The sequence below is a fragment of the Desulfarculaceae bacterium genome (assembly GCA_020444545.1).
Classification (GTDB): Bacteria; Desulfobacterota; Desulfarculia; order Desulfarculales; family Desulfarculaceae; genus Desulfoferula.
Genome location: JAHLKT010000007.1, coordinates 142,645 through 166,296, shown reverse-complemented (window position 1 = coordinate 166,296; position 23,652 = coordinate 142,645). Strand labels below are relative to the sequence as shown.

Genomic DNA, 23,652 nt, shown 5'->3' with positions numbered 1-23,652 from the left:
TCCTACAGCCGCCGCGAGGGAGGCTCGGGCGAGCGCAGCTTGGCCGCCGTGCGCACCAGGGCCAGCATCTCGCCCACCGCCTGCTCCAGGCCCACGAACACCGCGCGGGCGATGATGGAGTGGCCGATGGAGTACTCCTCGATCTCGGGCATGGCCAAGAGAGGATGCACGTTGCGCAGATTCAGGCCGTGGCCCGCGGCCACTTTGAGCCCCAGGCGCGAGGCCAGGCGGGCCGAGTCTTCCAACTGACCCAACAGCTTGAGGCGGCTCTCCTCGTCCGTGGCGTTGCAATAGGTGCCGGTGTGCAGCTCCACCACCTGGGCCTCCACCTGGTGGGCCGCCTTGATCTGCTCGCTGGTGGGGTCGATGAACAGGCTCACCACGATGCCGGATTGCCGGAGCGCGCTCACCGCCGCCCGGATGTTCTCCAGGTTGCCGGCCACGTCCAGGCCGCCCTCGGTGGTCAGCTCCTGGCGCTTCTCGGGCACCAGGGTGCACATGTCCGGCCCCACCCGCCCGGCGATGTCCACCATCTCCTCGGTGGCGGCCATCTCCATGTTGAGGGTGCCCTTGACCACCTGGCGCATCACCTCCAAGTCGCGGTCCTGGATGTGGCGGCGGTCCTCCCGAAGGTGCACGATGATGCCGTCGGCCCCGGCCTTTTCGGCCAGGATGGCCGCCCACACCGGGTCGGGCTCGTCGATGCCCCGGGCTTGGCGCAGGGTGGCCACGTGATCAACATTTACGCTTAAGCGAGCCATTTCGGCTCTCCTTTCATGCGACCGGCTTCGCCAGCCACCGCTATACTGCGTTGCTGGCGGCTGGCTGTGCCGAGTCGGCTGCAAAATTTTTTTCGCCGAGACCGCTAGACCGCGCTGGCCGTGAGCAGCTCCTCGGTTTTTTCTTCCATCAGGCGGGCGGGCTCGCCGCCCTGCTCGTGCTCATGTCCCAATAAATGCAATATGCCGTGAATTATCAGGCGGATCAAGTGCTCGTCCGGGTCCAGGCCGTTCTCGGCCGCCTCGCGGGCGGCATAAGGGGCGCTCACCACCACGTCACCCAACAGCTCCGGGGTCAGCTCGGCGCCCTCCCCTTCGCCCTGGGCAAAGGAGATCACGTTGGTGGGCCCCACCCGCCCCAGCCACTGCTCATTGATCGCCGCGATTTCCTCGTCGCCGCAGATGACCAGGGAAAGCTCAGCCGTGGGCTTCAGCTCCAAAGCAGACAAGACCCGCTCCACCCGGGCGCTCAGGGCCGCCTCGTCGATAGGCAGGCCCTCGTCGATATCGATAAGCACCGCCATGATCAGCTCCCGTTGCCCACCGCGTCGTAGGCCTTGATGATCTGCCTGACCAGGTGGTGGCGCACCACGTCGGCCTCGTCGAAGTCCACGAAGCCGATGCCCTGGATGCCCTGGAGTATCTGGCGGGCGCGCACCAGGCCGGAGACCACCCCGCCGGGCAGGTCCACCTGGGTCACGTCGCCGGTGATCACCGCCTTGGAGTCGAAGCCCAGGCGGGTGAGAAACATCTTCATCTGCTCGGAGGTGGAGTTCTGGGCCTCGTCCAGCACCACGAAGGCGCTGTTCAAGGTGCGGCCGCGCATGAAGGCCAGGGGGGCCACTTCGATGACCCCCTTGGACATGAGGCGGTTGGCCTTGTCGAACTCCATCATGTCGTGCAGGGCGTCGTAGAGCGGGCGCAGGTAAGGATTCACCTTGTCGGCCAAATCGCCGGGCAAAAAGCCCAGCTTCTCGCCGGCCTCCACCGCGGGCCGGGCCAGCACGATGCGGTCCACCAGGCCCTTGAGCAGGGCGTCCACGGCCATGGCCATGGCCAGGTAGGTCTTGCCGGTGCCCGCCGGGCCGATGCCGAACACGATGTCCTTGGAGCGGATCGCCTCCAGGTAGGCCTTCTGGTTCAGGGTCTTGGGGCTGATGATGCGGTTCTTGCCCGTGAGGTAGACCTGATCCAGGAAGATCTCCTTGAGCTGGGCCTTGGGGTCGCCTGCCAGGATGCGGTAGGCGAAGTCCACGTCCATCTCGTAGACCGGGTAGCCCTGCTGGATAAGGCCGTAGAGCTGCTCCAGCACCAGGGCGGCCAGCTCCACCGCCTCGGCCTGGCCCGAGAGGCTTATCTCGTTGCCCCGGGCGCGGGCCTTCACCCCGGCCGCCGTGGCCAGCAGGCGCAGATGGGCGTCGCGTGCGCCCAGAAGGGTGCGCAGCGCGTCGTGATCGCCGAAGCTGAGATTCTTTTGGCTCTCGGGGTCCATGCGGCCGCCTTTACTCGCCTTGCACGCTTATGACCACCCGCCGGTCGCGGGGGCGGTTGTCGAAATCCAGGACAACTATCCGTTGCCAGGTGCCCAGCCCCAGCCCGCCGCCCATGACCGGCACGGTGAGGGATGGCCCCAGCAGGGCGGCGCGCAGATGGCTGTAGCCGTTGCCGTCGCCCCAGCGCAGGTTGTGGGCGTATTCGCCGTCGGGCGGGGCCAACTGGTCCAGCAGGCGCTTGAGGTCGCTCAGGCAGCCGGACTCGTGCTCGATGGTGGTCACCGCCGCAGTGGAGCCGGGGGTGAAGACCAGCACCGTGCCCTCGCCGATCCCCGAGGCGGCCACCACGCGGGCCACCTCGCCGGTGACCTCGTGAACGTCGGTGCCCGCCGTCCCGGTCAGCGAGATGGTTTGCCTGTATATTTTCATGGGCTTATCTCCGCCTAACCTTTACCATAGGCCCCGGGGACCTGACAACAATCCCCCCGGCGGCCCCGGGGGGAGACCATGTTCCCAAGTTGCCGGTTTCATTACGCTATCGTAAAACGCTTTCGCTCCGGCTTCTTGACTTTTTTGCCCCGGCCGTGCTACTGCTGTGCATTAAGATGGATAACGCGCCAAACCTACTGGACCTCGGTTTCCTGATCATCCTGGTCTTCTTCTTCGTGAAGGCCTTGATGCGCGGCTTGGTGCGCGAGCTGGCCGGCCTGGTGGGCGCGGTCATCGCGGTGGTGGTCAGCGCCATGTTCTATCAGGAGCTGGGCGCCACCCTGGAGCAGCTGAGCAAGGTGCAGGCCACCTGGTGGCCGGCGGTGGCCTTTGCCCTGATTTTGCTGCTGGTGTTCGCGGTGTTCCTGTGGATGGGCGCCCTGATCCGCCGTCTGCTCATGGGCGGGGGGCTCTCGGGCCTGGACCGCCTTTTGGGCGGCCTGGTGGGCCTGGTCAAGGGCGTCTTGGTCTGCTACCTGCTGATCAACCTCCTCCTGTTGGCCAACCCCTTCTCCACCATGGCCCCCTTGCGCACCTCGGTTATCGCGCCCTATCTGGTGGCCGGGGGCCGCTACATGATGGACCTGGTGCCCGCCGACCTCACCCGCCGTTTGCAGGAAAAGGCCGGCCTGGTGAAGCCCGAGCCCGGCCAGAAGCAAGCCCCGGAAAAAACCAAGCAATGAGCGAACCCCACGGCGACGACCCCGGCGCGGCCCTGGCGCGCCTGGTGGAGCTGGTGGCCCGCCTCAGGGCCCCGGACGGCTGCCCCTGGGACCGGGAGCAGACCCCGGCCAGCGCGGCGGCCTATCTATTAGAAGAAGCTTACGAGGCGGTGGAGGCCATCGAGAGCGGCAGCCCGGCCGAGGCCATGGGCGAGCTGGGCGACCTGCTCTTCCAAGTGGTCTTCCAGGCCCAGCTCTTGGCCGAGGCCGGCCAGGGGAGCCTGGCCGAGATCATCGACCAGGTGCACGCCAAGATGACCCGGCGGCATCCCCACGTGTTCGGCGAGGCCTCGGCCAAGGACGCGGACGAGGTGCGTGAGCGCTGGAGCGAGATTAAAAAGCAGGAGCGCGGCGACAAGGCCGAGGGCCTGCTGGACAGCGTGCCGAGGGGCGCGCCCTCCTTGCTCAGGGCCCAGCGCCTGGGCTCGCGGGCGGCCAAGGCGGGTTTCGACTGGGACGACGCGGCCGGGGTTGAGGAAAAGATCGCCGAGGAGAGCGCCGAACTGGCCGCCGCGCAAGGCGAAACCGAGCGCGAGGCCGAGTTGGGCGACCTGCTCTTCGCCTGGACCCAATGGGCCCGCCACCAGGGCCTGGGGGCCGAGGCCGCCCTGCGCGCGGCCAACCGCCGTTTCACCGCGCGCTTTAAGGCCATGGAGGCCGCCGCCTGGGAGCAGGGGCGTTCCCTGGAGCAGATGAGCCCCGGGGAGCGCGAGGAGCTGTGGCAAACGGCCAAGGCCGCCGAAAATAGTGGGCGATCCCAATAGGGAATGCGCTTTTTCAAGGGGTTAGCCCTTGCCGCTTTTCCCGAAATTTCCTTGACAACCCCCCGGTTGCTGCCCTATAACGGGGACAAAGAGATCGTGAAGACTTTCGCTTATTCATAAGCTGCCGAATGACATGGGAGGAAGCAGGGACATGAAGAAGTGTTGCATCGCCGTGTTTGTGGTGCTGGCCTTTGCCATTACGGCCCTGGTGGGCACGGCAATCGCCCAGGACACCAAGTCGGGCAAGGTGCCGGACACCTTCGACATCAAGGACCCGGGTTTTAAGAAGTTCAAGAAGGCGCCGGTGAAGTTCACGCACCAGGAACACAGCGTGAAGTTCAAGCTGGCCTGCACCCAGTGCCACCACGTCTACAAGGACGGCAAGAACGTCTTTAAGGACGGTGATAAGGTCGAGAAGTGCTCCAAGTGTCACACCAGCCCCAAGAAGAACCAGGGCAAGATGCTGAGCCTTTACAACGCCTATCACAAGAACTGCCGCGATTGCCACAAGGAGGCCAAGAAGGGCCCCACCAAGTGCAATCAGTGCCACCCCAAGAAGTAACGGGGTGAGGCCGCGCACGCGGCAGTTTTCAGAGAGGGGAACAAAGGGCCGGTCCGATAAGGGCCGGCCCTCTTTCATTGCTTGGGCGGGAGGCCGATCCGGGAAGGAACGGCCTTTGGGGGTGGGCTAGCGCCAAACCATAGATGTCATGAGCCGGGGCCGGTCCGATAAGGGCCGGCCCTTTTTCATTGCTTGGGCGGGAGGCCGATCCGGGAAGGAACGGCCTTTTTTAGTGGGCTATCGCCAAACCATAGATGCCATGAGCCGGGGCCGGTCCGATAAGGGCCGGCCCTTTTCGCGCGCGGCCCAAAAGACAACCGCGCCGGACTGGGCCCGGCACGGTCTAAATTTCCGAGAAACCGATGGTCTTAGGGAACTAGACCTCGGTCACGGTAATGGCGTCCTGCTCGCACACCTCGATGCAGCTCTCACAGCCAAGGCACTCCTCGGCGTTGACCGGAACGGCCTTGCCGTCCTGCATCTCATACACGTCCACCGGGCAGACCTCCACACATTCCTCGTCGCCGATGCACTTGTCAGTGTCAACCACCACCTCGAACATAGCTTGTCCTCCTTGATTGGCAAAACAGCTCGGGGCGACCCCGAAGTAATAAATAGCTGGCTTACTACCGCCTCGCCGGCGGGCCTTGACTTGCCCGCCCCACCGAAAACCACCCGGCCTGGGCCGGGCATGGCATGCAATCTGGTTTACGGTCTGAAAGCACCCCTTGTCAATAACGGTCTGGGGCCGTTTGGTCAAGTGAATATTTTCCTGAATCCACACCTATTCAGTCGGAGGACAGCTCCAGGCGCTCGGCCAACTCGGGATGCACGCCGTAACCCAGCTCCCGGGCCCGGAGGGCATGGAAGCGGGCCTGCTCCAGATCGCCCTGCTCGGAGAGGATCACCGCCAGGTTGTTGTGGGCCATGGCGAAGTTGTCGTTGAGCTCGAGGGCCTCGCGGGCGGCCTGGGCGGCCTTGTCCAGATTGTCCTGCCTGAGGAAGATGGTGCTCAGGTTGGTCAGGGCGTCGGGCATGTTGGGCGCGGAGTTCAGCGCCATCTTGAGCTGCTCGGCCGCCTCGTCCAGGCGGTCCATCTGCAGATAGGCCACCCCGATGTTGGCCCGCACCAGCGGGATGTCCCACACCTTCAAGGCGTTGGTGAGCACCTTGAGCGCCTCTTCCGGCTGGCCTTTGCCCAGGTAAATGGCCGCGATGTTGATCATGCTCTCCATGTGCTTGGGAGAGTCGGCCATCACCTGGCGGAAGGCAACCAGGGCCTCGTCCACCTCGCCGGATTGCATCAGGGCCACGCCCAGGTTGTAGCGCACGTGCCAGGCCTTGGGCTCGGCCTCCAGGTATTGCCGGAGGCGGTCCACCAGGCCTTCCCGCAGAAACTCGTCCTCCGGGATGCCGCTGGGATCTTCGATTTTATTCATGGTCAGGCTGCCTTAGTCTTTTTTTCGCCCCAAAAATACACCTCCGCCAGGGAACAGAGCCCAGAGGCCCGGTCGATGGCGGAGGGTGATGATCGGCCCCCTGGGGGCCGGGACGATGGCTGGTCTAGTCCTCGCCCTCGGCGTGCTTGCCACCGGGAAGGGCGAAGTAGGTGGTGGAGCCGCTGGACCAGTACTGCAGGGACTGATCCTGGATCATGGAGGTGGTCACCTTTTTCAGGGGGCGCTTCTCCACGCTATCGTCCAGCTTCTGGACCTCTTTGAGCAGGTCCTTCATCATCATGCGCTTTTGCTTTTTTTCCATGACCTTGAGGACGAGGTCGCGGATTTCTTGATCGTTGGCCATTCTTCATTCCTCCCAGGAATTGAGGCTATTTTCACAACATTGGACACCATAGCCGTAGGCCATGGTTCTGTCAAGGATTTACTGTTTTAGGGCCGCCTGGACCAGGCCCGGAGCCCACCCCGGCGAGCCCAGGGCGTGCACGTGGTGATAGGTGCCCAGCACCCTTTGCCAAACCAAGCCGCCCCGGTCGCCGGTGACGCCCTTGCCCCGGAGAACCTTGTAGGCGAAGCTCAGCTCGGCCTCGGGCAGGGGCAAAGGCTCCGAATAGTGGAATTCGTGGGCCTTGAACTCGTAACCCATGGGCCAAAATGGGTTTTCGCCGTCAACCCGGCACAGGGTGTAGCCGTGGCCCTGGGGCCGGCGCTTCATGGCGAAATCCAGGGGCAAGATCCCGGCCATGGCGTGGGCCTCGCCATCCACGATGAGGCTGCGGCCCAGGTACATCAGCCCGCCGCACTCGGCGTAGACGGGCAGGCCGTCCCGGGCCGCCTCCAAGAGCGAGGCCCGGAAGGAGGCGTTGGCCGCCAGGGAGCGGGCGTGGGTCTCGGGGAAGCCGCCGCCCAGGTAGAGCGCGTCCACGGCGGGCAGCTTGCGGTCGCCCAGGGCGGAGCAAAACACCAGCTCGGCCCCGTAGTTGGCCAGGGCCTCCAGGTTTTCGGCGTAGTAGAAGCCAAAGGCCGCGTCCCGGATCACCGCGATGCGCGGGCCCTTGCCCCGGGGCGGCTCGGCGGGCATCAGCCCCTCGGGCGGGCCCTCGCCGCTCCAGGACGGGGCGCTGGTCATCAGCGACCACACCGCGTCCAGGTCCACGTGGCCGGCCACGCTGCGCGCCGCCTGGTGCAGGGCCTCGGCCACCCGGGCGTGCTCTTGGGGGGGCACCAGGCCCATGTGGCGCTCGGGCAGGTCCAGCTTCAGCCGGGGCACCGCGCCCAGCACCGGCAGGCCCGTGGCCGCCTCCACCGCCGCGCGCACCACCGACTCCTGGCGGGGGTTGCCCACCGGGTTGAGGATGAAGCCCGCCAGGTTGAGCTCCGGGTCGAAGCGCTGGCAGCCCAGGGCCACCGCGGCCACCGTCCGGCTGGCCATGGAGCAGTCCAGGGCCACGATGAGCGGCGCGGAGAGCATCTTGGCCAGCTCGGCGGTGGAGAAGGACCCCTCCGCGTCCATGCCGTCGTAGAGGCCCCGGTTGCCCTCGATCACCGCCGCGGCATAGCCCGCCGCGTGCCAGGTGAAGGAGCGGCGCACCTGCTCCCGGCCCATGAGATAGGGGTCCAGGTTGCGGCAGGGCGCGCCCGCCGCCTCGCTGAGCCAGAAGGGATCGATGTAGTCCGGGCCCTTCTTGAAGGGCGCCACGGCCAAACCACGGTCGGCCAGGGCCTGGATAAGGCCCAGGGTCAGAGTGGTCTTGCCGCTGCCGCCCCTAAGGGCGGCCATGACCACGCGGGGCGGGGCTGGGTTTTGCCGGGCTGGCGCCATGGCGAGTCTGCTTTCGGAAAAAAATCAGTTGCTCGATTTTTATACGCTATCGGCCTTGAAAGCAAGAGGCCGCTCCCCCGGCCCCGTAGGGCCGGAAGAGCGGCGGGAGGGAAAGGAGGGATGAGGAGCGTTGGGGAAAGGAGATTGTCTACCCGCTGGGCACGGGGGTGCTGTCCGAGGTGAACTGGCGGGCCACCCAGCCCATCTGGCCGCCCGGGGCCCGCACGTAGAGCCAGCCGTTGGAGCGACTTTGCAGCTCCAGCGCCGTGTTCTGGCTGAGCACCGCCACCACGTTGTAGCCCATGCCCGGCCCGGAGCGCAGGTTCAGGGCCTCGGAGAGCACCACCACCGTGCCGCTGGCCGGGGCCGAGGGCGCGGCCGGGGCCGGAGTCACCACCGTGCCGCCGACCACCGGGGCCGAGACCACCACGTAGCCGGTGCGATAGGGGCGGTAGTAGACCCCGCCGTATAAGAAATAGGGCAGCCCGCCCACGTAGACCGTGCCGAAGCCCACCGGCAGGGCGGCCACGAACATCCCCACCGGCGGGAGCACCCACCGGAAGCCGCCGCGATAGGGACGGTAGTAGCCGCCGCCATGGCGGTAGTAGGGCCGGCCGCGGTAGTTGAAGCGCTGGTAGCCCTTGGGCATGCGGTCGTAGCGCTTGGGACCTTGGTAATTGCCGGGCCCGCCGCCACGGCCGCCGCCGTAGCCGCCGCCATGGCCGTTCCCGCCGCGTTGGGCCAGGGCCGGGGGCGCGGCCAGGGGCACCAGCAGCGCGGCCAGCAACAGGGCCAGGGCGGTGCGCGAAATTGTCTTGGGGTTGATCATGGCTCGTCTCCCGGGCCGGCGGGGGTTGAGGGGAAGGCCGCCGGCTGCTCGTCTATATGAGCAAGGTCCGTGCCGTGGGAGACGTATTATTTTTTTGGCGTAATTACGGCTGCTTGCCGCACGGCCCCGAAACAGGCAGTGCGGCGGGTGGGTGCTTTTTATGCGGCATTTGGGAGGCCCGGGTAAAAATTGTGCGCCCCGGCCCGGCCTAGAAGCTTATGCGCCAGGTGCGGCGGCACCAGCCGTGTTGGTGCTTGAGGCAGCCCTCCAGCGGGGGCTCTGCCTCCCAGGACAGGCCCAGGGCGTCCAGCCAGCCCTCCACCCGGCGGTAGATGCCGCACTGGTACTCGTCGATCACCCCCAAGCGCTTGATGCCGTGGTAGGCGAAGCACTCGCCCATCTCCATGGAAAGCACCCCGTCCGGGCTCAGCTGGTAGGCGAAGTCCATGAAGTCGGCCTTGACCAGGACGAAGACCCCGGCCATGAAACGGGCCAGCTCCTCGGGGTTCGAGACGCCATCCATGCCCAGCGCCGCCAAGTAGCGCTTGGCCTCGATGCGCGACATGGAGTCGATGGCCGCCAGGTTGAGCTTGTTGGTGGTGGCCATGCCGCACTCTTGCAGGCAGTGGAAAAACCACATGGCGTCGTGGGTCATCCAATTTTTGCTAAGCAGTTCCCGGATCTGGGGCGCTTGCAGAGAATCCACGATCATCCTCCCCGGCGAGGGCGTGCGGGCGCGGGGGGCTCCGGGGGGCTCGGCCCAACCGGATGATTACATTCTAAAAAGTGAGTTCCATTCAGGCAAGCCTCTGTCGCGCGAGTGTAACTGGCCCCCCGGGGCCCGGGGCTGGCATAATGAGCTTAACCCGCCCCACGGACCGGAGGCCCCTTTTGCCCAAAACCCCGCCGCCCCAGAGCTGCCTGAACGAGGCCCCGGCCAAGACGGTGCAGGAGTACATAGACGAGACCCCCTGCTGGCCCGACGGCACCCAGGCCCCGGCCTCGCCCATGACCACCATGCAGTGGCGCATCTGGTGGCTGGCCACGGCGGGCAAGTTCTTCGAGGGCCTGGTGGTGTTCATGACCGGAGTGGCCCTGCCCCTGATGGTCCGGCAGTTCGACCTGAGTCCGGCCGAGAAGGGCCTGGTGGGCGCGGCCCCGCTCTTGGGCATCCTGGTGGGGGCCACCGCTCTGGGCGGCCTGGCCGACCGCCTGGGCCGCCGGGCCATGTTCATCGCCGAGATGTTCCTGTTCACCCTGTGCCTGGCCTGCCTGGTGTTCAGCCAGGGCTACGCCTGGGTGCTGGTGTTTCTCTTCGGCATGGGCCTGGCCCTGGGCTGCGACTACCCCACGGCCCACGTGATGATCTCCGAGAGCATCCCCACCAACGACCGGGGACGCCTGGTGCTGGGGGCCTTCGGCTTCCAGGCGGTGGGCGCCCTGGTGGGCACCCTGGTGGGCTACCTCATCCTGTTCAAGAACCCCTCCCTGGGGGCCTGGCGCTGGATGTACGCCACCGCCGTGGTACCGGCCCTGGCGGTTTGTGTGGGGCGCTTTTTCGTGACCCAGAGCCCCCAGTGGCTGGTGACCATGGGACGCATGGAAGAGGCGGTGGCGGCCACCCGCCGCCTGCTGCACCGCGACCCGCCCTACCCCAAGGAGATCGTCCTGGCCCCGGCGACCGGCCAAGAGGCGGGCGACAACGGCAAGGGGTACGGCGAGCTGTTCCAAAAGAAGCACCGGCGGGCCACCCTCTTAGCCTCGCTGCCCTGGTTCCTGCAAGACCTGAGCACCTACGGCATCGGCATCTTCACCCCCACCATCCTGGCCACGGCCATCGGGGCCAGGCCCCTGCACGAGCGCAACGTGGCCGACATCATCTACAACGACATCCTGGCCGCCAAGGGCGCGGCGCTCATCGACCTGCTGCTCATAGTGGGCATCGTGGGGGCGGTGCTTTTGGCCGACCGCCTGGGGCGCATCAAGCTACAGGTGGCCGGCTTCATCGGCTGCGCCCTGGGGCTCTTTCTGGCCTCCCAGTCCATGTCCGGCGAGGGCCCGGCCCAGATCGGCTTTTTGTTCATGGGCTTCATGATCTTCAGCCTGATGACCAACCTGGGGCCCAACTCCATGACCTACCTCATCGCGGGCGAGGTGTTCCCCACCCGGGTGCGGGCCAAGGGCGCGGGCCTGGCGGCCTCCTTCGCCAAGATCGGGGCGGTGCTCACCGCCTTCTGGTTCCCCATCGTGCTGGGCGATATCGGCGCGCCCACCCTGCTGGCCATCCTCATGGGCACCAGCATCGCCGGGGCGGCGATCACCTGGTTCCTGCGCATCGAGACCGCTGGGGTTAATTTGGAGACGGTGGGGGAGGAGACGAAGAATGGAGAATCGGGGCAAAAAGTCTTTTGAAATAAAAAAACTGGACTAGATCGTATCCTCTAACTTACCATTTTCAATATTCTCGGTTAATTTCCTTACGTCCTCTGGTTTCATAACAGAAAAAAACTTGCTCACCTTATAATATACTTTGCTTTTTCTAGCCTGATCTTTATTAAGATCTTCAAGAAAACGTTCCACTCCAATTTGCCACCTCTCATAGAGGTCGCCAACATGCACAGCCACCAATTTATCGGACCACTCTATCGCTTCAATACTTCTACGCAACTCCTCGACTTTGGCCGGAGCAAAAGCATAAGCAACACGTCTAACCTCACCGTGTTTACTAAGTTTGGAATCCGGTGAAAATGTATGGAGCAAGCCGCAGCGGGCACCATACAATTCTATATCAGTGCAATTCAATGAATTATCAATTAAAATATATTTGTTTGCCCAAGCCATAAAACTCTTTTTAGACGCCCACTCTTCACTGCTGTCAAGCCACCCCAAAATATCAATGGCAGAGTATAGAAGGACAAGGGACGGCTCAATTAATCCCTGTCCAATGCAGAGGCCGACAGCTTTTTCAATTTCATCAAGTTTTAGCTTTAAAACCAGTCCTGTCTTTTTTTCATTCAAAACCTAACCACTCCAGTCGAATGGTCCAACCACTCAGTGTTTGCATATGAATAATTTTCCTCTGTTACCGCTTAACAAACCCACCCAGGTTAAACACTCAACATTCACCCACATCAATACATATAAAGTTGGCCAATAAATACCTAGCTCTAGCTAACTCATTTATAATTCCCCCACAAAACCGCCGGGGAGATCTCTCCCCAGGCGGTAAATCATAGCGTAATTCGGGCTAGTAAGCCCCCTACCCCTCCTTGCCCGCGCCGATCAGGGGCAAGACCTTGTCGATTTTGAACACCACCAGATAGCGCGGCTCGCCCTCGCCGCCGTGGTGGCTGCGCCTGAGCTCGGCGATTTTGGCCTGGTCGGTCTCCTCGCGAAGCTTGGTTAGCATCAGGCGCTGGCCCTTGCGCTGGGAGCCCTCCTCGGCAAAGAGATAGGCCGCATGGGGGTTGGACTGCAAGTTGTGGTGGGTCAGGCGGTCGGGCATGATGAAGGCCACCGTATCCGGGCCCAGGAAATGGGGCCGCGAGTACACCGCCGCGTCCACCTTGCCCTCGCCGTCGGCCGTGGCCAACACGCCCATGCCCTTGGCGCTCTCGAAATACTGCTCCAGCTCCATAATCATGCCTCCCGGATGGCGGGCCTTTCGGCCCGGTTGAGATCGATTCCTTATTCGACCAGCTTAGCACGGGGAGCGGACGCAAAAAACCGCCCGGGGAGTAAATCCCCGGGCGGCATTGCTTTGCAGCGTTGGCGCTAATGCGCCGGACGGTCTACCACTTGAACTGGGTCGAGGTCCGCCAGGTGGTGGCGGCGAAGCGGTAGTCGTCGATGTGGTGGTGGCTGAACTCGATGCCGGTCTTCTCGAAGAACTTCTCCCAACCGATACGCTGAGCCCACTCACCAACGCGCTCGTACTTCATCGCGCTGCCCTCGTAGACCTCGACGATCTTCTTGATCGTCTCGACCGTGGTGGGCCAGCGGGGAGGCTCGTTGGGGATGTAGGGCACGGCCAGCTTGGAGAACATGGGCATGTGCTTGCTGTTGGAGACCTTGCCACCCACCCACAGGGCGATGCCGTCGCCCTCGGCGTCGGCCAAAGGCATGGCCGGGCACATGGTGTAGCAGTTGCCGCAGAACATGCAGCGGTCGGCATTGACCTGCACGCTCTTGAAGTCGTCCACCTTGGACGGCTTGATGGCGGCGGTGGGGCAAGCGGCGATGGTGGTCGGGATCTCGCACATCTTGTCCAGGTGGCTGTGCTCGATGACCGGAGGCTTGCGGTGCACGCCCAGGATCGAGATGTCCGAGCAGTGCACGGCGCCGCACATGTTCAGGCAGCAGGCCAGGGAGATACGCACCTGGGCCGGCAGCTTGTGGGAGTTGAAGTAATCGAACAGCTCGTCCATCACCGCCTTGACCACGCCCGAGGCGTCGATGGCCGGGGTGTGGCAATGCACCCAACCCTGGGTGTGCACGATGTTGGTGATGGAAGCGCCGGTGCCGCCCAGGGGCAGCTGACCGTTGTCGGCCAGGGCCTTCTTCAAGGGCTCCAGCTTGGACTCGTCGCTGATGATGAACTCCACGTTGTTACGCGTGGTGAACCGGAAGAAGCCGTCGCCGAACTCGTCGGCGATCTTGCAGATGGCTTCCAGGTGCATGGTGGTCATCAGGCGGGTGGCGGCGCAACGCAGCGACCAGACCTTGTCGCCGGTCTCGGACACGTGCACCATCACGCCGGGCTCCAGGATGTCGTGGTAGAGCCACTTGCCGTAGTTGTTTTTAATGACCTCGGGCCACATCTCGTCGTACTTAGGGGGCCCAATGTCGGTCAATTTGTTGGCTACTATTTCTGCCATGATATAAACCTCCTTTGAGCCGCCTAGCGAGCGTGCTTCTTGCGGTAGTCAGCGATATCGCGCTCGAAGCCGCCCGGCACCTCATCCTCTTTGTAGAAGATGTAGGGGTTGGAGCGGGGCTCCTTGACCATCTGCGGGATGGGATCGAGGTCACAGGCCTCGATGAACGCGGACAGGCCCAGGCGCTGAATGCACTCACCGATGCGCTCACGGTTCTTGCCGTTCTCATCCCACCAGTCCCACATCTTCTCGACGAACTCCTTGAAGTCGTCGTAGGGCTCTTCCATCTTGATGAAGGGGATGATCAGCGAACCCATCTGGGCGCCGTCGAGGATGGGGGCCTTGGCGCCGATCAGAATGCTGGCGCCCTTGTCCAGGCCCGGGCGCAGCGCCTGCGGCATCACGTTGATGCAGTGCATGCAGCGGGTGCACTCGGCGTTGTTGATTTCCAGCTTGCCGTCCACGTAGGCCATGCAGCCGGTGGGGCACAGGTCGATGACGTCGGCCTTGATGTCCAGCTTGTCGTCCTGGCCGTGAGCGCCGCCGTGGGCCGCGATCTCGCCGTTGACGTAAGCGGCGACCTTTTCCTGGTCGATGCGGATGTCATCGCGCCAGGTGCCGATGATGGCGCAGTCGGAGCGGGCCAGCGAGGCCACGCAGCAGTTGGGGCAACCGTCAACCTTGAACTTGAACTTGTAGGGCCAGGCCGGACGGTGCATCTCGTCCTGGAACTCCATGGTCAGGTTGTAGCAGATGTCCTGGGTGTCGATGCAGGCGAACTCACAACGAGCCTTGCCCACACAGCAGGAGGGGGTGCGCAGAGCCGAACCGGATCCGCCCAGGTCCCAACCCTTTTGGGTCAGCTCGGCGAAGATGGGCTCCAGCTCCTCGGTGAAGGCGCCCAGAAGCACCATGTCGCCGGTGGAGCCGTGCATGTTGAGCATGGAGGAACCGCGGCGGTCCCAAATCTCCATGACCTCGCGCAGGCGCTCGGTTTTGTAGAACTTGGATGCGGGCTGGTTCACACGCAGGGTGTGGAAGTGCTCCACGCCCGGGAACAGCTCGGGTACGTCGGAGTAACGGCCGATAACGCCGCCACCATAACCCAGAACGCCCACGATGCCGCCGTGCTTCCAGTGGCCCTCCTTATCCTTGTAGGAGAGCTCGAGCTGACCCAAAAGGTCGGCGCAAGGTTCATTACCGGCTTCAGCTAGTTTTTTGATGTCGGTAACGAAGCTTGGCCAAGGCCCTTTTTCCAGCTCGTCCAGCATCGGAGTGTCATGCAGTTTAGCCATGAGAAAAAACCTCCGTGGTTATTTGCTGAGAGTGGTTTTACCTTGGTTATACGTAAAACGCCCGCCAAGACCCTGCATGGACTTGGCACTAATATATGTAGACGACCCGCCACCGGGAGAACCGCTGGGCCCCCCTTGGGACGCGGGTTATTGCCAATTAGCCCAGTCGAGCTAACTTTTCGTTTTTCCAGAAGGGAACCTCAAGTCCCTATATTCACAATGGCGCGATTATAGGAAGGCGGCAAGTTCATGTCAACCAAAAAACAGCCAACTTGCCCCAACGAGACGGCTTAGCTACAATCTGCCACACTAGGCTACCCCAAGCACGGAAAAATTTCATGCGCGACCGGAACGACCCAGAAATTGCCAAGCATCACGAACAGTTGTCCCGTGCGATCAAGGCGCAGGGGGTGGAGGGCTGGCTGAGCGAAAAGGCCCAGCCCGTGAGTTTGGATTCGTTAATTTACCTGTGCAAGTTCGCCTTTTTCACCGGCATCCTCACCAAGTCCCAGATCGGCGAGATTTTGGGGGCGGACCGCACCGAGCTCAAGCACCTTGTGAAAGGTTGGTATGACGATCATAGGGCCAAAGGCTGCGGCACCTGCTGACTTAGGCGGCTTCGCCAGCCACCGCTGGGCGTTGTTGCCGGCCTCGCTCGGCCCTCGCCGTAGCTAAGGCTACGCCTCCGGCCCTCGCTCGCCGGACGCCTAGCCCAGCGGCGCCTGGCTGTGCCGCGGGGCGGGGCGATTTGCTTTAATTAAGCGCCAAGGAGGGCATGTTGCCCAGGATTGGTGCCTGAATGATCTTTTGTTCAAAAAAACGGCCCGCCCCGGTCAAGGGCGGGCCGTTGGATTTTGGGGGGCGCGGGGCCTAGTCGTACTTGTTCAGGGTGTCGATGAGCTGCTGGGCGCTGGGCGGGATGACCGGCTTATTTTTTTCGCCCTTGAAGATGGTGGCCACGTTGTAGGGCGCGCCGTAGTAGTCGGTGGTGAACTTGCGGTCGTACTCGATGCCCGCGCCGGAAAGCATGGCCCCGGCAAAGAGCCCCGCGCTGCGCGAGTAGGAGTACACGTCGGCTTTGAAGCTGCCCCCGGTCAGGGCGGCGGAGGTGTCGCGCCCCACCGGCCCGGCCGCGGCCGAGGCGTCCACCCCCAGCTTGACCTGGTTTTTAAGCAGGGCGTTCATGCCCACCTCGGTCATGATCACCATGAACACGTCGGTGCTGCTGGCCCCTATTTGCAGGCCCAGGGAGGCCCCGCCCATCTCGAAGAAGGCGGGCGCGCTCCAGGAGCCGTCGGGCTTGCGGCTGAGGATCACCCCGTTGCCGTAGTTGCCGCCCACGATGAACCCGGCCTTGATCATGCCTGGGAACAGGGCCACCCCCCGGCAGCGTTTGAGCAGCCAGCGCGGGGTGCCCGCGTCGGGCGACTCCATGAACTTGAGGAAGGCTATGCGGGCCTGCTGCACCTTGAGGTCGGCCTCCAGCTTGTCCGAGCCCGCCCAGGCCGGCGCCGCCAGAACCAGGCCCAGCATCGCCAGGATCATGAGCATCTTGCCCAATAACTTCATCTCGCCATCCTTGTCCTGGGGGCCGGCCCCAAAGGCGCGGCCCGTTTTGGTCTAGTCCGTGGCCTTGAGGCGCTCGCGCTCGGCGGCCACCTGCTTGGCCTGTTGGGGCAGGGCCATTCGGTGAAACAGCTCCTGGGCCCCGGCCAGGGCCTGGTCCGCCTCCTCCACATCGCCCCGCTGGGCCAAGAGGGCGCCCACGCCCACCAAGGCCAGGGCCTCCCGCTGGGGATCGTTGAGCGCCTGGCAGAGCACCCCCAGGCGGCGGTAGGCCTCCAGGGCGGTCTCGGCGTGGCCGGCCTTGCGGTACAGGGGGGCCAGGTATTGGTAGAGCAGAAGCTGGCTGAGCTCGTCGCCCGCTTCCTGGGCCAGGCGCAGGGCCTCTTCCAGGGCCCCGGCCGCTCCTTCCAGGTCGCCCTGGGCCTCCAGGAGGTTGCCCTTGCGCTCCAGGGCCGAGGCCAGCCCGGCCTGGTCGGGGATGCTCCGGAAGCTCTCCTCAGCCTGGCTCAGACGCTCCAGGGCCGCTTCGGGCTGGTTCGCCGCGGCGGCCAGCTCGGCCAGGCGCAAGAGCACCTGCCCCCGGCCCACGGGGTTTTCCAGCTTGGTGCACAGGTGCAGCGCCTCGTCCAGGGCCTCGGCGGCCGCGTCCAGGCTGCCCCTTTGCAGGTATCCCACTCCCACCTTGAACAAGGCGTTGGCCGTGCCTTCGTCCGACTCCAGCAGGCGGGCCTCATCCAGGCTCTCCAGGGCCTGGGTCAAGTCTACTTTCACGGGCACGCTCCTTTCATGGCGCTAATTGTGGCCCACGCGGCCTTTATTGTCCAGAATTGCCGCGCCGCGGCGGCCCGCCCCGCCTTGGGGCCCAGCAGGCAAAAACCCCACGGTTGACTGGGCAATTTGCCTTGGAATACTATGAGCGCTGACTCTATTTGCCTCCGCCAGGTTTTGCGCGAAAGCAAGGGGGCCGCAGACAAGCCTGGGCAATTGTTGGCGACAGGGCATTTTGCCGTCCCAAGGTCCGCGCCAGGCTCCCCGGGGTTCCATGGCGCCTTTACCGCCCAAACCGGCCAGAGAGTTGAGTCATGGAAGAAGCTCCCCAAAACATCGGCGTCCGGTTGCGGGACGAGTTCCACATCTCAGATCTGATCAACATCGAGCAGCTACAGTTGCTCATGGAGAAATTCACCGCCGCCACCGACACCGGCACCGCCCTATTAGACCTGGAAGGGAAGGTGCTGGTGGCCTCCGGCTGGCAGGACATCTGCACCCGCTTCCATCGGATTCACCCCGACACAGCCCGGCGCTGCCATGCCTCGGACGTGGGCCTGGCCAACCAGCTGGAACAGGGCCAGGACTACAACGTTTACCGTTGCCTCAACGGCATGGTCGACGCGGCCATTCCGGTGCGCATCCAGGGAGTCCATTTCGCCAACCTTTACATCGGACAATTCCTATCGGAAAAACCGGACCTGGATTTCTTTCGCCAACAGGCCCGTGAGTTCGGTTTCGAGGAAGATGAATATCTGTGGGCGCTTTCCAGAGTTCCCATCCTGTCCGACGAGGAGGTGGCGCTCAAGTTGGATTACCTGGCCGCCTTCGCCGCCTTCCTGGGGGAAGCGGGCCTGGACAGGCTAAACCTGAAAAAAATCATGCACGAGCTGGAAGATCGGGTGGAAGAGCGCACCCAGGCTCTGCAAGAGTCCCAAAGGCAGACTCAAGAGAAGATGCAAGAGGCGGTTGAAGCCCGCCGGCAGACCGAGCGGGTCAACCGAAGGCTTGTGAAGACCAAAACCGAGTTGGAGCGCTCCAACCGGGATTTGCAGCAATTCGCCTACGTGGCCAGCCACGATTTGCAGGAGCCCCTGCGCATGGTCAGCTCCTACGTGCAGCTGCTGCAACGGCGCTACCAGGACAAGCTGGACCAGGACGCCAACGACTTCATCGCCTTCGCGGTGGACGGCGCGGCGCGCATGAAGATCCTGATCCAGGACCTGCTGACCTACTCCCGGGTGACCACCCGGGGGGCGGACCCCAAGCCCACCGAAAGCGGGGAGGCGCTGGACCGCGCCCTGGGGAACCTGACCGCCCAGCTCCAGGAAAACCAGGCCGAAATTAGCCGGGGGGAGATGCCCCGCGTAACCGCCGACCCCAGCCAGTTGACCCAGGTCTTCCAGAATCTGGTGCACAACGCGGTGAAGTACCGGCGCGAGGAGCCCCCCCGCCTGCGGGCGGAGGCCCGGCGCGGCGAGAATGAGTGGATATTCAGCCTGAGCGACAACGGGGTGGGCATCGAGACCCAATACTTCGACCGCATCTTCGTCATCTACCAACGCCTGGCCTCCAAGGCCGCCCTGGGCGGCACCGGCATCGGCCTGGCCCTGGTCAAGAAAATCGTCGAGCGCCACGGAGGGCGGGTTTGGGTGGAGTCCACCCCCGGCCAGGGCTCCACCTTCTATTTCTCCATCCCCGACCGGGAGGAAAGTCACGATGCCTAACTACGCCGAGCCCATCAAGATACTGTTGGTGGAGGACAACCAGGGCGACGCCCGCCTGGCCCAGGAGGCCCTCAAGGAGGCCAAGGTGGCCAACGAGCTTTTCTGGGTGGACGACGGGGTCAAGGCCATGGAGTTCCTGCGGCGCCAGGGCGAATACACCGACGCCCCCCGACCGGATGTGGTGCTCCTGGATCTGAACCTGCCGCGCATGGACGGCCGCGAGGTGCTGGCCGCCATCAAGGAAGACGACGAGATCAAGAGCATCCCGGTGGTGGTGCTCACGGTGAGCGAGGCCGAGGAGGACATCCTTAAAAGTTACAACCTGCACGCCAACTGCTACATCACCAAACCGCTGGAGCTGGACCGCTTCATGGAGGTGGTACAGCGGATCGAGGATTTCTGGCTGACCATCGTGAAGCTGCCTTCCCAGGTGTGATGATGAGCGCCGAGCTGTGCCGAATCCTGCTGGTGGAGGACAACCCAGGCGACGCCCGCCTGGTGAGCGAGTACCTGGCTGAATCCGAGAGCATGGACTGCCGGTTGCAGGTGGCCGAAAGCCTGGCCGCCGCGCTGGAGCTTTTGGGCCGCGAGCCCTTTGACCTGATCCTGGCCGACCTGGGCCTGCCCGACAGCCAGGGCATCGACACCTTCCACCGCCTCACCCGGGCCGCCCAGGACACCCCGGCCATCATCCTCACCGGACATCACGATCCCCAATTGGCCATGGAGAGCCTGCGGGAGGGCAGCCAGGATTTCCTGCTCAAGAGCGAGATCGGCCCGCTCACCTTGAGGCTGGCGGTGCGCTACTCCCTCGAGCGCTGGCGCAACCAGCGGGCCCTGGCCGACAGCGAAGAGAAGTTCGCCAAGGCCTTCCAACACAGCCCGGTGTGGGTGGTGATCAGCGACATGGACACCGGCGAGTACCTGGAGGTGAACGAGGCCTTCCTGCAAGCCACCGGCTATAGGCGCGATGAGGTGCTGGGCAACACCAGCTTGGGGCTGGGCACCTGGGGCGACCTCCGGAAGCGGGCCGAGGCCATGCGCCAAATCAAGGCCGAGGGATCGGTGCACAACCTGGAGGTGACCCGCCGCACCAAGGACGGCCGCGAGATACCCACCCTCTACTCCGGAGAGCCCCTCACCCTCAAGGGCCGGGAATGCCTGGTCTCGGTAAGCCAGGACATCAGCCAGATCAAGCTGGCCGAAAATCAGCGCATGAAGATGGAGAAGCAGCTTCAGCAAGTGCAGAAGCTGGAGAGCCTGGGGGTGATGGCCGGAGGCATCGCCCACGACTTCAACAACATGCTCATGGGCATATTGGGCAACGCCGAGCTGGCCCGCCTGGATCTGCCGGCCGAATCGTCCCTGAACCATTACCTGGAACAGATCGAGACCGCGGCCAAGCGGTTGGCCGACCTGACCAACCAGCTTTTGGCCTACTCCGGGCGGGGCCGCTTCGTCATCAAGACGGTGAACCTGGCCCGGCTGGTGAAGGAGCTCAACGAGCTTTTGAGGACCGTGGTGAGCAAGCAGGCGCTCATGCGCCTGGATCTGGAAGAGGGGCTGCCCGCCGTGGAGGCCGACGTCACCCAGATGCGCCAGATCATCATGAACCTCATCACCAACGCCTCCGACGCCCTGGACGGCAAGCCCGGCACCATCACCATCTCCACCGGCACCACCGAGGTGGACGAGTCCTACCTGGCCGAGACCTACGTCGAGGAGGAGCTGCCCCCGGGGCACTACGTGCACCTGGAGGTCTCGGACACCGGGGTGGGCATGGACGCGGCCACCAAGGCCAAGATCTTCGACCCCTTCTACACCACCAAGTTCGCGGGGCGGGGCCTGGGCCTGGCCGCGGTGCTGGGCATCATCCGGGGGCACCAGGGAGCCATCAAGGTCTACAGCGAGCCGGGCAAGGGCACCTCGGTGAAGGTGCTCCTGCCCGCCAGCGACAAAAAGGCCCAGCAAGAGGCCCGCCACCCGGCCGAGTCGGAAAACCTGGCCCAGCCGGCCGTGGTGCTCTTGGTGGACGACGATGAGATGGTGCGCGCGGTGACCCGCCTGGCTCTGGAGAAGATGGGCTGCCGCGTTCTGGAGGCCCACGACGGGATGGAGGGGGTGGAGGCCTTCAAGGAAAACCAGGACGAGTTGGACCTGGTGCTTCTGGACCTGACCATGCCCCGCCTCTCCGGCGAGGAGGTCTTCGCCCAGCTCCGGCGCATGAAGCCCGGGGTGCGGGTGCTGTTGTCCAGCGGCTTCAACGAGGCCGAGACCACCAACCGCTTCGCGGGCAAGGGCCTGGCCGGGTTCATCCAAAAGCCCTACACGCCCTCCCAGCTCAGGCGGAAACTGCAAGAGATCATGCCGGAGAAGTTCTAGGGCCGCGAGAGCATGTCCCGGAGCACCCGGAGCAGGGCCTCGCGTTCCTCGAGCGAGTAGGGGGCCAGCATCTGCTGCACGTTGGCCTCCTGGGCCTCGGCGATGGCCAGAAGCACCTGGCGGCCCTTGGCGGTGAGCGCCACCAGGCGCAGGCGCTCGTCTTGGGGAGATTCCAGACGGCGCACGAAGCCCCCCGCCTCCAGGCGCTTGGCGATTCCCGAAAGGTTGTGCTTGGAAACCAGGATGCGGCGGCCCACTTCGCTGAGGCCCGCCCGGCCCCCGGGCAGGGACCACAGCACCCGGAGGGCGTTGTACTGCGAGAAGCTGAGGCCGTGCTCGCGGAACACCGCCGCCGAGCGCCGCTTGAACAGCTCGGCCACGCGCACCAAGGCCATCATGATGCGCTCGTCCCGGCTGGGCCGGGGGCCGGTTTTCGCCTTTGCCTGAGCCATGCCGCCTTCCCACATTGGGTTTGACACCCGGTGAAAAGTTAGCATAATATTTGGTTAACGTGTTAACTATTTCGCGGCCTCTCCCCCCGAGAGGCGGGGGTGAGGGCCATGGACCTGTGGAGCTTCCTGCTGGGCTGGTCCCCGGTGCTTCTGCTCACCGTGCTGGCGGTGTTTTTTCGCCGCCCGGCCCTGGACCTTTCCATCTACGGCACCGCCTTCACTCTTCTCCTGGTCGTCTGGGGCTACGACACCCCCCTGGGCGTGGCCCTGTTGGCCGGGGTGGACGGCCTGGTGACCACCCTGCCCCTGGTGCTGGTGATCTTCGCGGGCATATTGCTCTCCAGCCTGCTCATGGCCGCCGGGGCCCTGAAACGCATCGTGGACTGGTTCATGGGCGGGGTGCGCGACGGCTTTCACCGCAGCCTTCTAATTACCATGGGCGTGGGCAACTTCATGGAGGGCGCGGGGGTGATCGCCGAGCCGGTGGTGGCGCCCATGCTGGCCGCCGCCGGGGTGGCCCCGGCCGGGGCGGCGGCCCTGAGCATCGTGGGCTACGCGGGCCTGATGACCCTGGAGATGGCCGGCATCTTCATCACCGTCCTGGCCCTGATCACCGGCCTGCCGCTCAGCGAGTTGGGCCTGGCCTCGGGCTGGCTCTCCATCCCCGCCACCCTGGCCATGGCCGCGGTGGTGCCGCTGTTTTTGCCCCGGCCCCTGCCCGGCTTCGCGCGCTGGATGCTGGTGCTGGCCTGCGGCGCCTTGGTGGGCTTCGCGGCCCTGGCCGCCGTGGCCTGGCTGGCGGTGTCCATCTCGGGCATGGTGGGAGGCCTGGCCCTCATCGCGGGCCTGGTCTTGATCGGCACCCGCCGTTTGCCCCTGAACAAGAGCATCCTCCGGGACCTGGCCCCCTTCCTGTTCATCCTGGCGGTGCTGTTGGCCCTCAACGCCATCGGCCCGCTCAAGGAGCTGACCTTCTCTCGCCTCAGCCTCAAGGTCAGCGTCATCCCGGTGCACACCATCACCCTCCGGCCCCTGTTCTCGGCCTACCTCTACTTGTTCCTGGCCGCGGCCCTGGCCATCAAGCTCCTGGGCATCCGGGGGGCCGAGCTCAAGCAGGTGCTCGCCACCGGCTGCAAAAAGGCCATGGTGGCCTCGGCGGCCATGCTTCTCTTCGGGGCCATGGGCCAGATGATCGCCTACTCCGGCTATGCCCCGGACTTCGCCAAGCTCACCAACGCCAGCAACATCCCCTGGGTCATGGCCCAGGGGCTCATCACCTACGCCCAGAGCCTCTACCCCATCTTCGCGCCGCTTTTGGGCTGGGTGGGCACCTTCCTCACCGGCTACGGCGTGGCCTCGCTGATGCTCTTCGGCCAGCTCCAGGTGCAGGGAGCGGAGATGTTGGGCATCAGCCCGGTGTGGCTGGCCTCGGGCCTGGCCGTCGGGGCCTCGCTGGGCTCCATCTCCTCGCCCTTCAAGATTGCCATCGCCGCGCCCATGTGCGGGGCCCTGGGCCAGGAGGGCAACATCCTGCGCCTGACCATACCCATCGGGGTGGCCGCGTCGCTTCTGGTGGGGGTGGTTCTTTGGCTCTTTGTCTGAGTAGGGACCCCGGGCCGCCGCTTTGAACCCCTAATCCACCATGTTATAGTGGCCCCCGGGTTTATC

Annotated in this window: 26 protein-coding genes; 9 read left to right on the top strand and 17 right to left on the bottom strand. The window is 64.5% G+C overall.

What is annotated here, in order from left to right; genetic code table 11:
* Positions 1–2: 2 nt before the first annotated feature.
* From KQH53_18450 to KQH53_18435, 4 genes are all read right to left on the bottom strand, one after another.
* Positions 3–761, bottom strand: a complete 759-nt coding sequence (locus KQH53_18450; protein MCB2228664.1) for a pyridoxine 5'-phosphate synthase — start codon at positions 759–761, stop codon at positions 3–5.
* Between the two features lie 104 nt (positions 762–865).
* Positions 866–1,303 (bottom strand): rRNA maturation RNase YbeY, encoded by a 438-nt coding sequence (gene ybeY, locus KQH53_18445; protein ID MCB2228663.1) that lies wholly within the window; start codon positions 1,301–1,303, stop codon positions 866–868.
* A 2-nt stretch (positions 1,304–1,305) separates the two neighbouring features.
* Positions 1,306–2,271 (bottom strand): PhoH family protein, encoded by a 966-nt coding sequence (locus KQH53_18440; GenBank protein ID MCB2228662.1) that lies wholly within the window; start codon positions 2,269–2,271, stop codon positions 1,306–1,308.
* A gap of 10 nt (positions 2,272–2,281) precedes the next feature.
* Positions 2,282–2,701: a secondary thiamine-phosphate synthase enzyme YjbQ gene (locus tag KQH53_18435; GenBank protein MCB2228661.1), complete on the bottom strand. Its 420-nt coding sequence runs from the start codon at positions 2,699–2,701 to the stop codon at positions 2,282–2,284.
* A gap of 176 nt (positions 2,702–2,877) precedes the next feature.
* On the opposite strand from KQH53_18435, the gene KQH53_18430 reads away from it, so the two are divergent.
* From KQH53_18430 to KQH53_18420, 3 genes are all read left to right on the top strand, one after another.
* Complete coding sequence (locus tag KQH53_18430; GenBank protein MCB2228660.1) at positions 2,878–3,444, top strand: CvpA family protein; 567 nt, start codon at positions 2,878–2,880, stop codon at positions 3,442–3,444.
* Entirely contained in the window at positions 3,441–4,247 is an 807-nt protein-coding gene (gene mazG / locus KQH53_18425; GenBank protein MCB2228659.1) for a nucleoside triphosphate pyrophosphohydrolase, read from the top strand. Before KQH53_18430 ends, mazG begins: the two co-directional genes overlap by 4 nt.
* Before the next feature lie 151 nt (positions 4,248–4,398).
* Positions 4,399–4,809, top strand: coding sequence for a cytochrome c family protein (locus tag KQH53_18420; GenBank protein MCB2228658.1), 411 nt, complete (start codon positions 4,399–4,401; stop codon positions 4,807–4,809).
* A 376-nt stretch (positions 4,810–5,185) separates the two neighbouring features.
* Here KQH53_18420 and KQH53_18415 read toward each other — a convergent pair whose 3' ends face one another.
* From KQH53_18415 to KQH53_18390, 6 genes are all read right to left on the bottom strand, one after another.
* Positions 5,186–5,371 (bottom strand): ferredoxin family protein, encoded by a 186-nt coding sequence (locus KQH53_18415; protein ID MCB2228657.1) that lies wholly within the window; start codon positions 5,369–5,371, stop codon positions 5,186–5,188.
* 226 nt (positions 5,372–5,597) lie between these two features.
* Positions 5,598–6,248 (bottom strand): tetratricopeptide repeat protein, encoded by a 651-nt coding sequence (locus tag KQH53_18410; GenBank protein ID MCB2228656.1) that lies wholly within the window; start codon positions 6,246–6,248, stop codon positions 5,598–5,600.
* Between the two features lie 124 nt (positions 6,249–6,372).
* Positions 6,373–6,612, bottom strand: coding sequence for a dissimilatory sulfite reductase D family protein (locus KQH53_18405; GenBank protein ID MCB2228655.1), 240 nt, complete (start codon positions 6,610–6,612; stop codon positions 6,373–6,375).
* Between the two features lie 78 nt (positions 6,613–6,690).
* Positions 6,691–8,088, bottom strand: coding sequence for a cobyrinate a,c-diamide synthase (locus KQH53_18400; protein ID MCB2228654.1), 1,398 nt, complete (start codon positions 8,086–8,088; stop codon positions 6,691–6,693).
* A 148-nt stretch (positions 8,089–8,236) separates the two neighbouring features.
* Positions 8,237–8,917, bottom strand: a complete 681-nt coding sequence (locus KQH53_18395; protein ID MCB2228653.1) for an SH3 domain-containing protein — start codon at positions 8,915–8,917, stop codon at positions 8,237–8,239.
* Between the two features lie 208 nt (positions 8,918–9,125).
* Positions 9,126–9,623 carry a hypothetical protein gene (locus KQH53_18390; protein MCB2228652.1) on the bottom strand — a complete coding sequence of 166 codons (498 nt, stop codon included), beginning with the start codon at positions 9,621–9,623 and terminating at the stop codon, positions 9,126–9,128.
* A gap of 185 nt (positions 9,624–9,808) precedes the next feature.
* Between KQH53_18390 and KQH53_18385 the strand changes: the two genes are divergently transcribed.
* Entirely contained in the window at positions 9,809–11,329 is a 1,521-nt protein-coding gene (locus KQH53_18385) for an MFS transporter (protein ID MCB2228651.1), read from the top strand.
* Positions 11,330–11,344: 15 nt separating this feature from the next.
* Here KQH53_18385 and KQH53_18380 read toward each other — a convergent pair whose 3' ends face one another.
* The 4 genes from KQH53_18380 to dsrA form a co-directional block, all read right to left on the bottom strand.
* Positions 11,345–11,935: a hypothetical protein gene (locus KQH53_18380; protein MCB2228650.1), complete on the bottom strand. Its 591-nt coding sequence runs from the start codon at positions 11,933–11,935 to the stop codon at positions 11,345–11,347.
* 241 nt (positions 11,936–12,176) lie between these two features.
* On the bottom strand, positions 12,177–12,560 hold the full coding sequence (locus KQH53_18375) for a pyridoxamine 5'-phosphate oxidase family protein (protein ID MCB2228649.1): 384 nt from the start codon (positions 12,558–12,560) through the stop codon (positions 12,177–12,179).
* Between the two features lie 148 nt (positions 12,561–12,708).
* A complete protein-coding gene (gene dsrB / locus KQH53_18370; GenBank protein MCB2228648.1) occupies positions 12,709–13,794 on the bottom strand; it encodes a dissimilatory-type sulfite reductase subunit beta in 1,086 nt (361 codons plus the stop codon).
* Between the two features lie 23 nt (positions 13,795–13,817).
* Complete coding sequence (gene dsrA, locus KQH53_18365; protein MCB2228647.1) at positions 13,818–15,089, bottom strand: dissimilatory-type sulfite reductase subunit alpha; 1,272 nt, start codon at positions 15,087–15,089, stop codon at positions 13,818–13,820.
* A 338-nt stretch (positions 15,090–15,427) separates the two neighbouring features.
* Between dsrA and KQH53_18360 the strand changes: the two genes are divergently transcribed.
* Complete coding sequence (locus KQH53_18360) at positions 15,428–15,697, top strand: hypothetical protein (GenBank protein MCB2228646.1); 270 nt, start codon at positions 15,428–15,430, stop codon at positions 15,695–15,697.
* A gap of 262 nt (positions 15,698–15,959) precedes the next feature.
* On the opposite strand, the gene KQH53_18355 is transcribed toward KQH53_18360, so the two are convergent.
* Positions 15,960–16,658 (bottom strand): lipid-binding SYLF domain-containing protein, encoded by a 699-nt coding sequence (locus KQH53_18355; protein MCB2228645.1) that lies wholly within the window; start codon positions 16,656–16,658, stop codon positions 15,960–15,962.
* Between the two features lie 51 nt (positions 16,659–16,709).
* On the bottom strand, positions 16,710–17,426 hold the full coding sequence (locus KQH53_18350) for a tetratricopeptide repeat protein (GenBank protein ID MCB2228644.1): 717 nt from the start codon (positions 17,424–17,426) through the stop codon (positions 16,710–16,712).
* A gap of 311 nt (positions 17,427–17,737) precedes the next feature.
* Between KQH53_18350 and KQH53_18345 the strand changes: the two genes are divergently transcribed.
* From KQH53_18345 to KQH53_18335, 3 genes are read left to right on the top strand one after another with little or no spacing between them, the layout of a single operon-like run.
* Positions 17,738–19,150: a PocR ligand-binding domain-containing protein gene (locus tag KQH53_18345; protein ID MCB2228643.1), complete on the top strand. Its 1,413-nt coding sequence runs from the start codon at positions 17,738–17,740 to the stop codon at positions 19,148–19,150.
* Entirely contained in the window at positions 19,143–19,586 is a 444-nt protein-coding gene (locus tag KQH53_18340) for a response regulator (protein MCB2228642.1), read from the top strand. Before KQH53_18345 ends, KQH53_18340 begins: the two co-directional genes overlap by 8 nt.
* Before the next feature lie 2 nt (positions 19,587–19,588).
* A complete protein-coding gene (locus tag KQH53_18335; GenBank protein MCB2228641.1) occupies positions 19,589–21,532 on the top strand; it encodes a response regulator in 1,944 nt (647 codons plus the stop codon).
* Here the strand turns inward: KQH53_18335 and KQH53_18330 are convergent.
* Positions 21,529–21,984 (bottom strand): MarR family transcriptional regulator, encoded by a 456-nt coding sequence (locus KQH53_18330; protein ID MCB2228640.1) that lies wholly within the window; start codon positions 21,982–21,984, stop codon positions 21,529–21,531. The two genes, KQH53_18335 and KQH53_18330, sit on opposite strands and share 4 nt — an antisense overlap.
* Before the next feature lie 108 nt (positions 21,985–22,092).
* On the opposite strand from KQH53_18330, the gene KQH53_18325 reads away from it, so the two are divergent.
* On the top strand, positions 22,093–23,586 hold the full coding sequence (locus KQH53_18325; GenBank protein ID MCB2228639.1) for an L-lactate permease: 1,494 nt from the start codon (positions 22,093–22,095) through the stop codon (positions 23,584–23,586).
* The last annotated feature ends 66 nt before the right edge of the window (positions 23,587–23,652 follow it).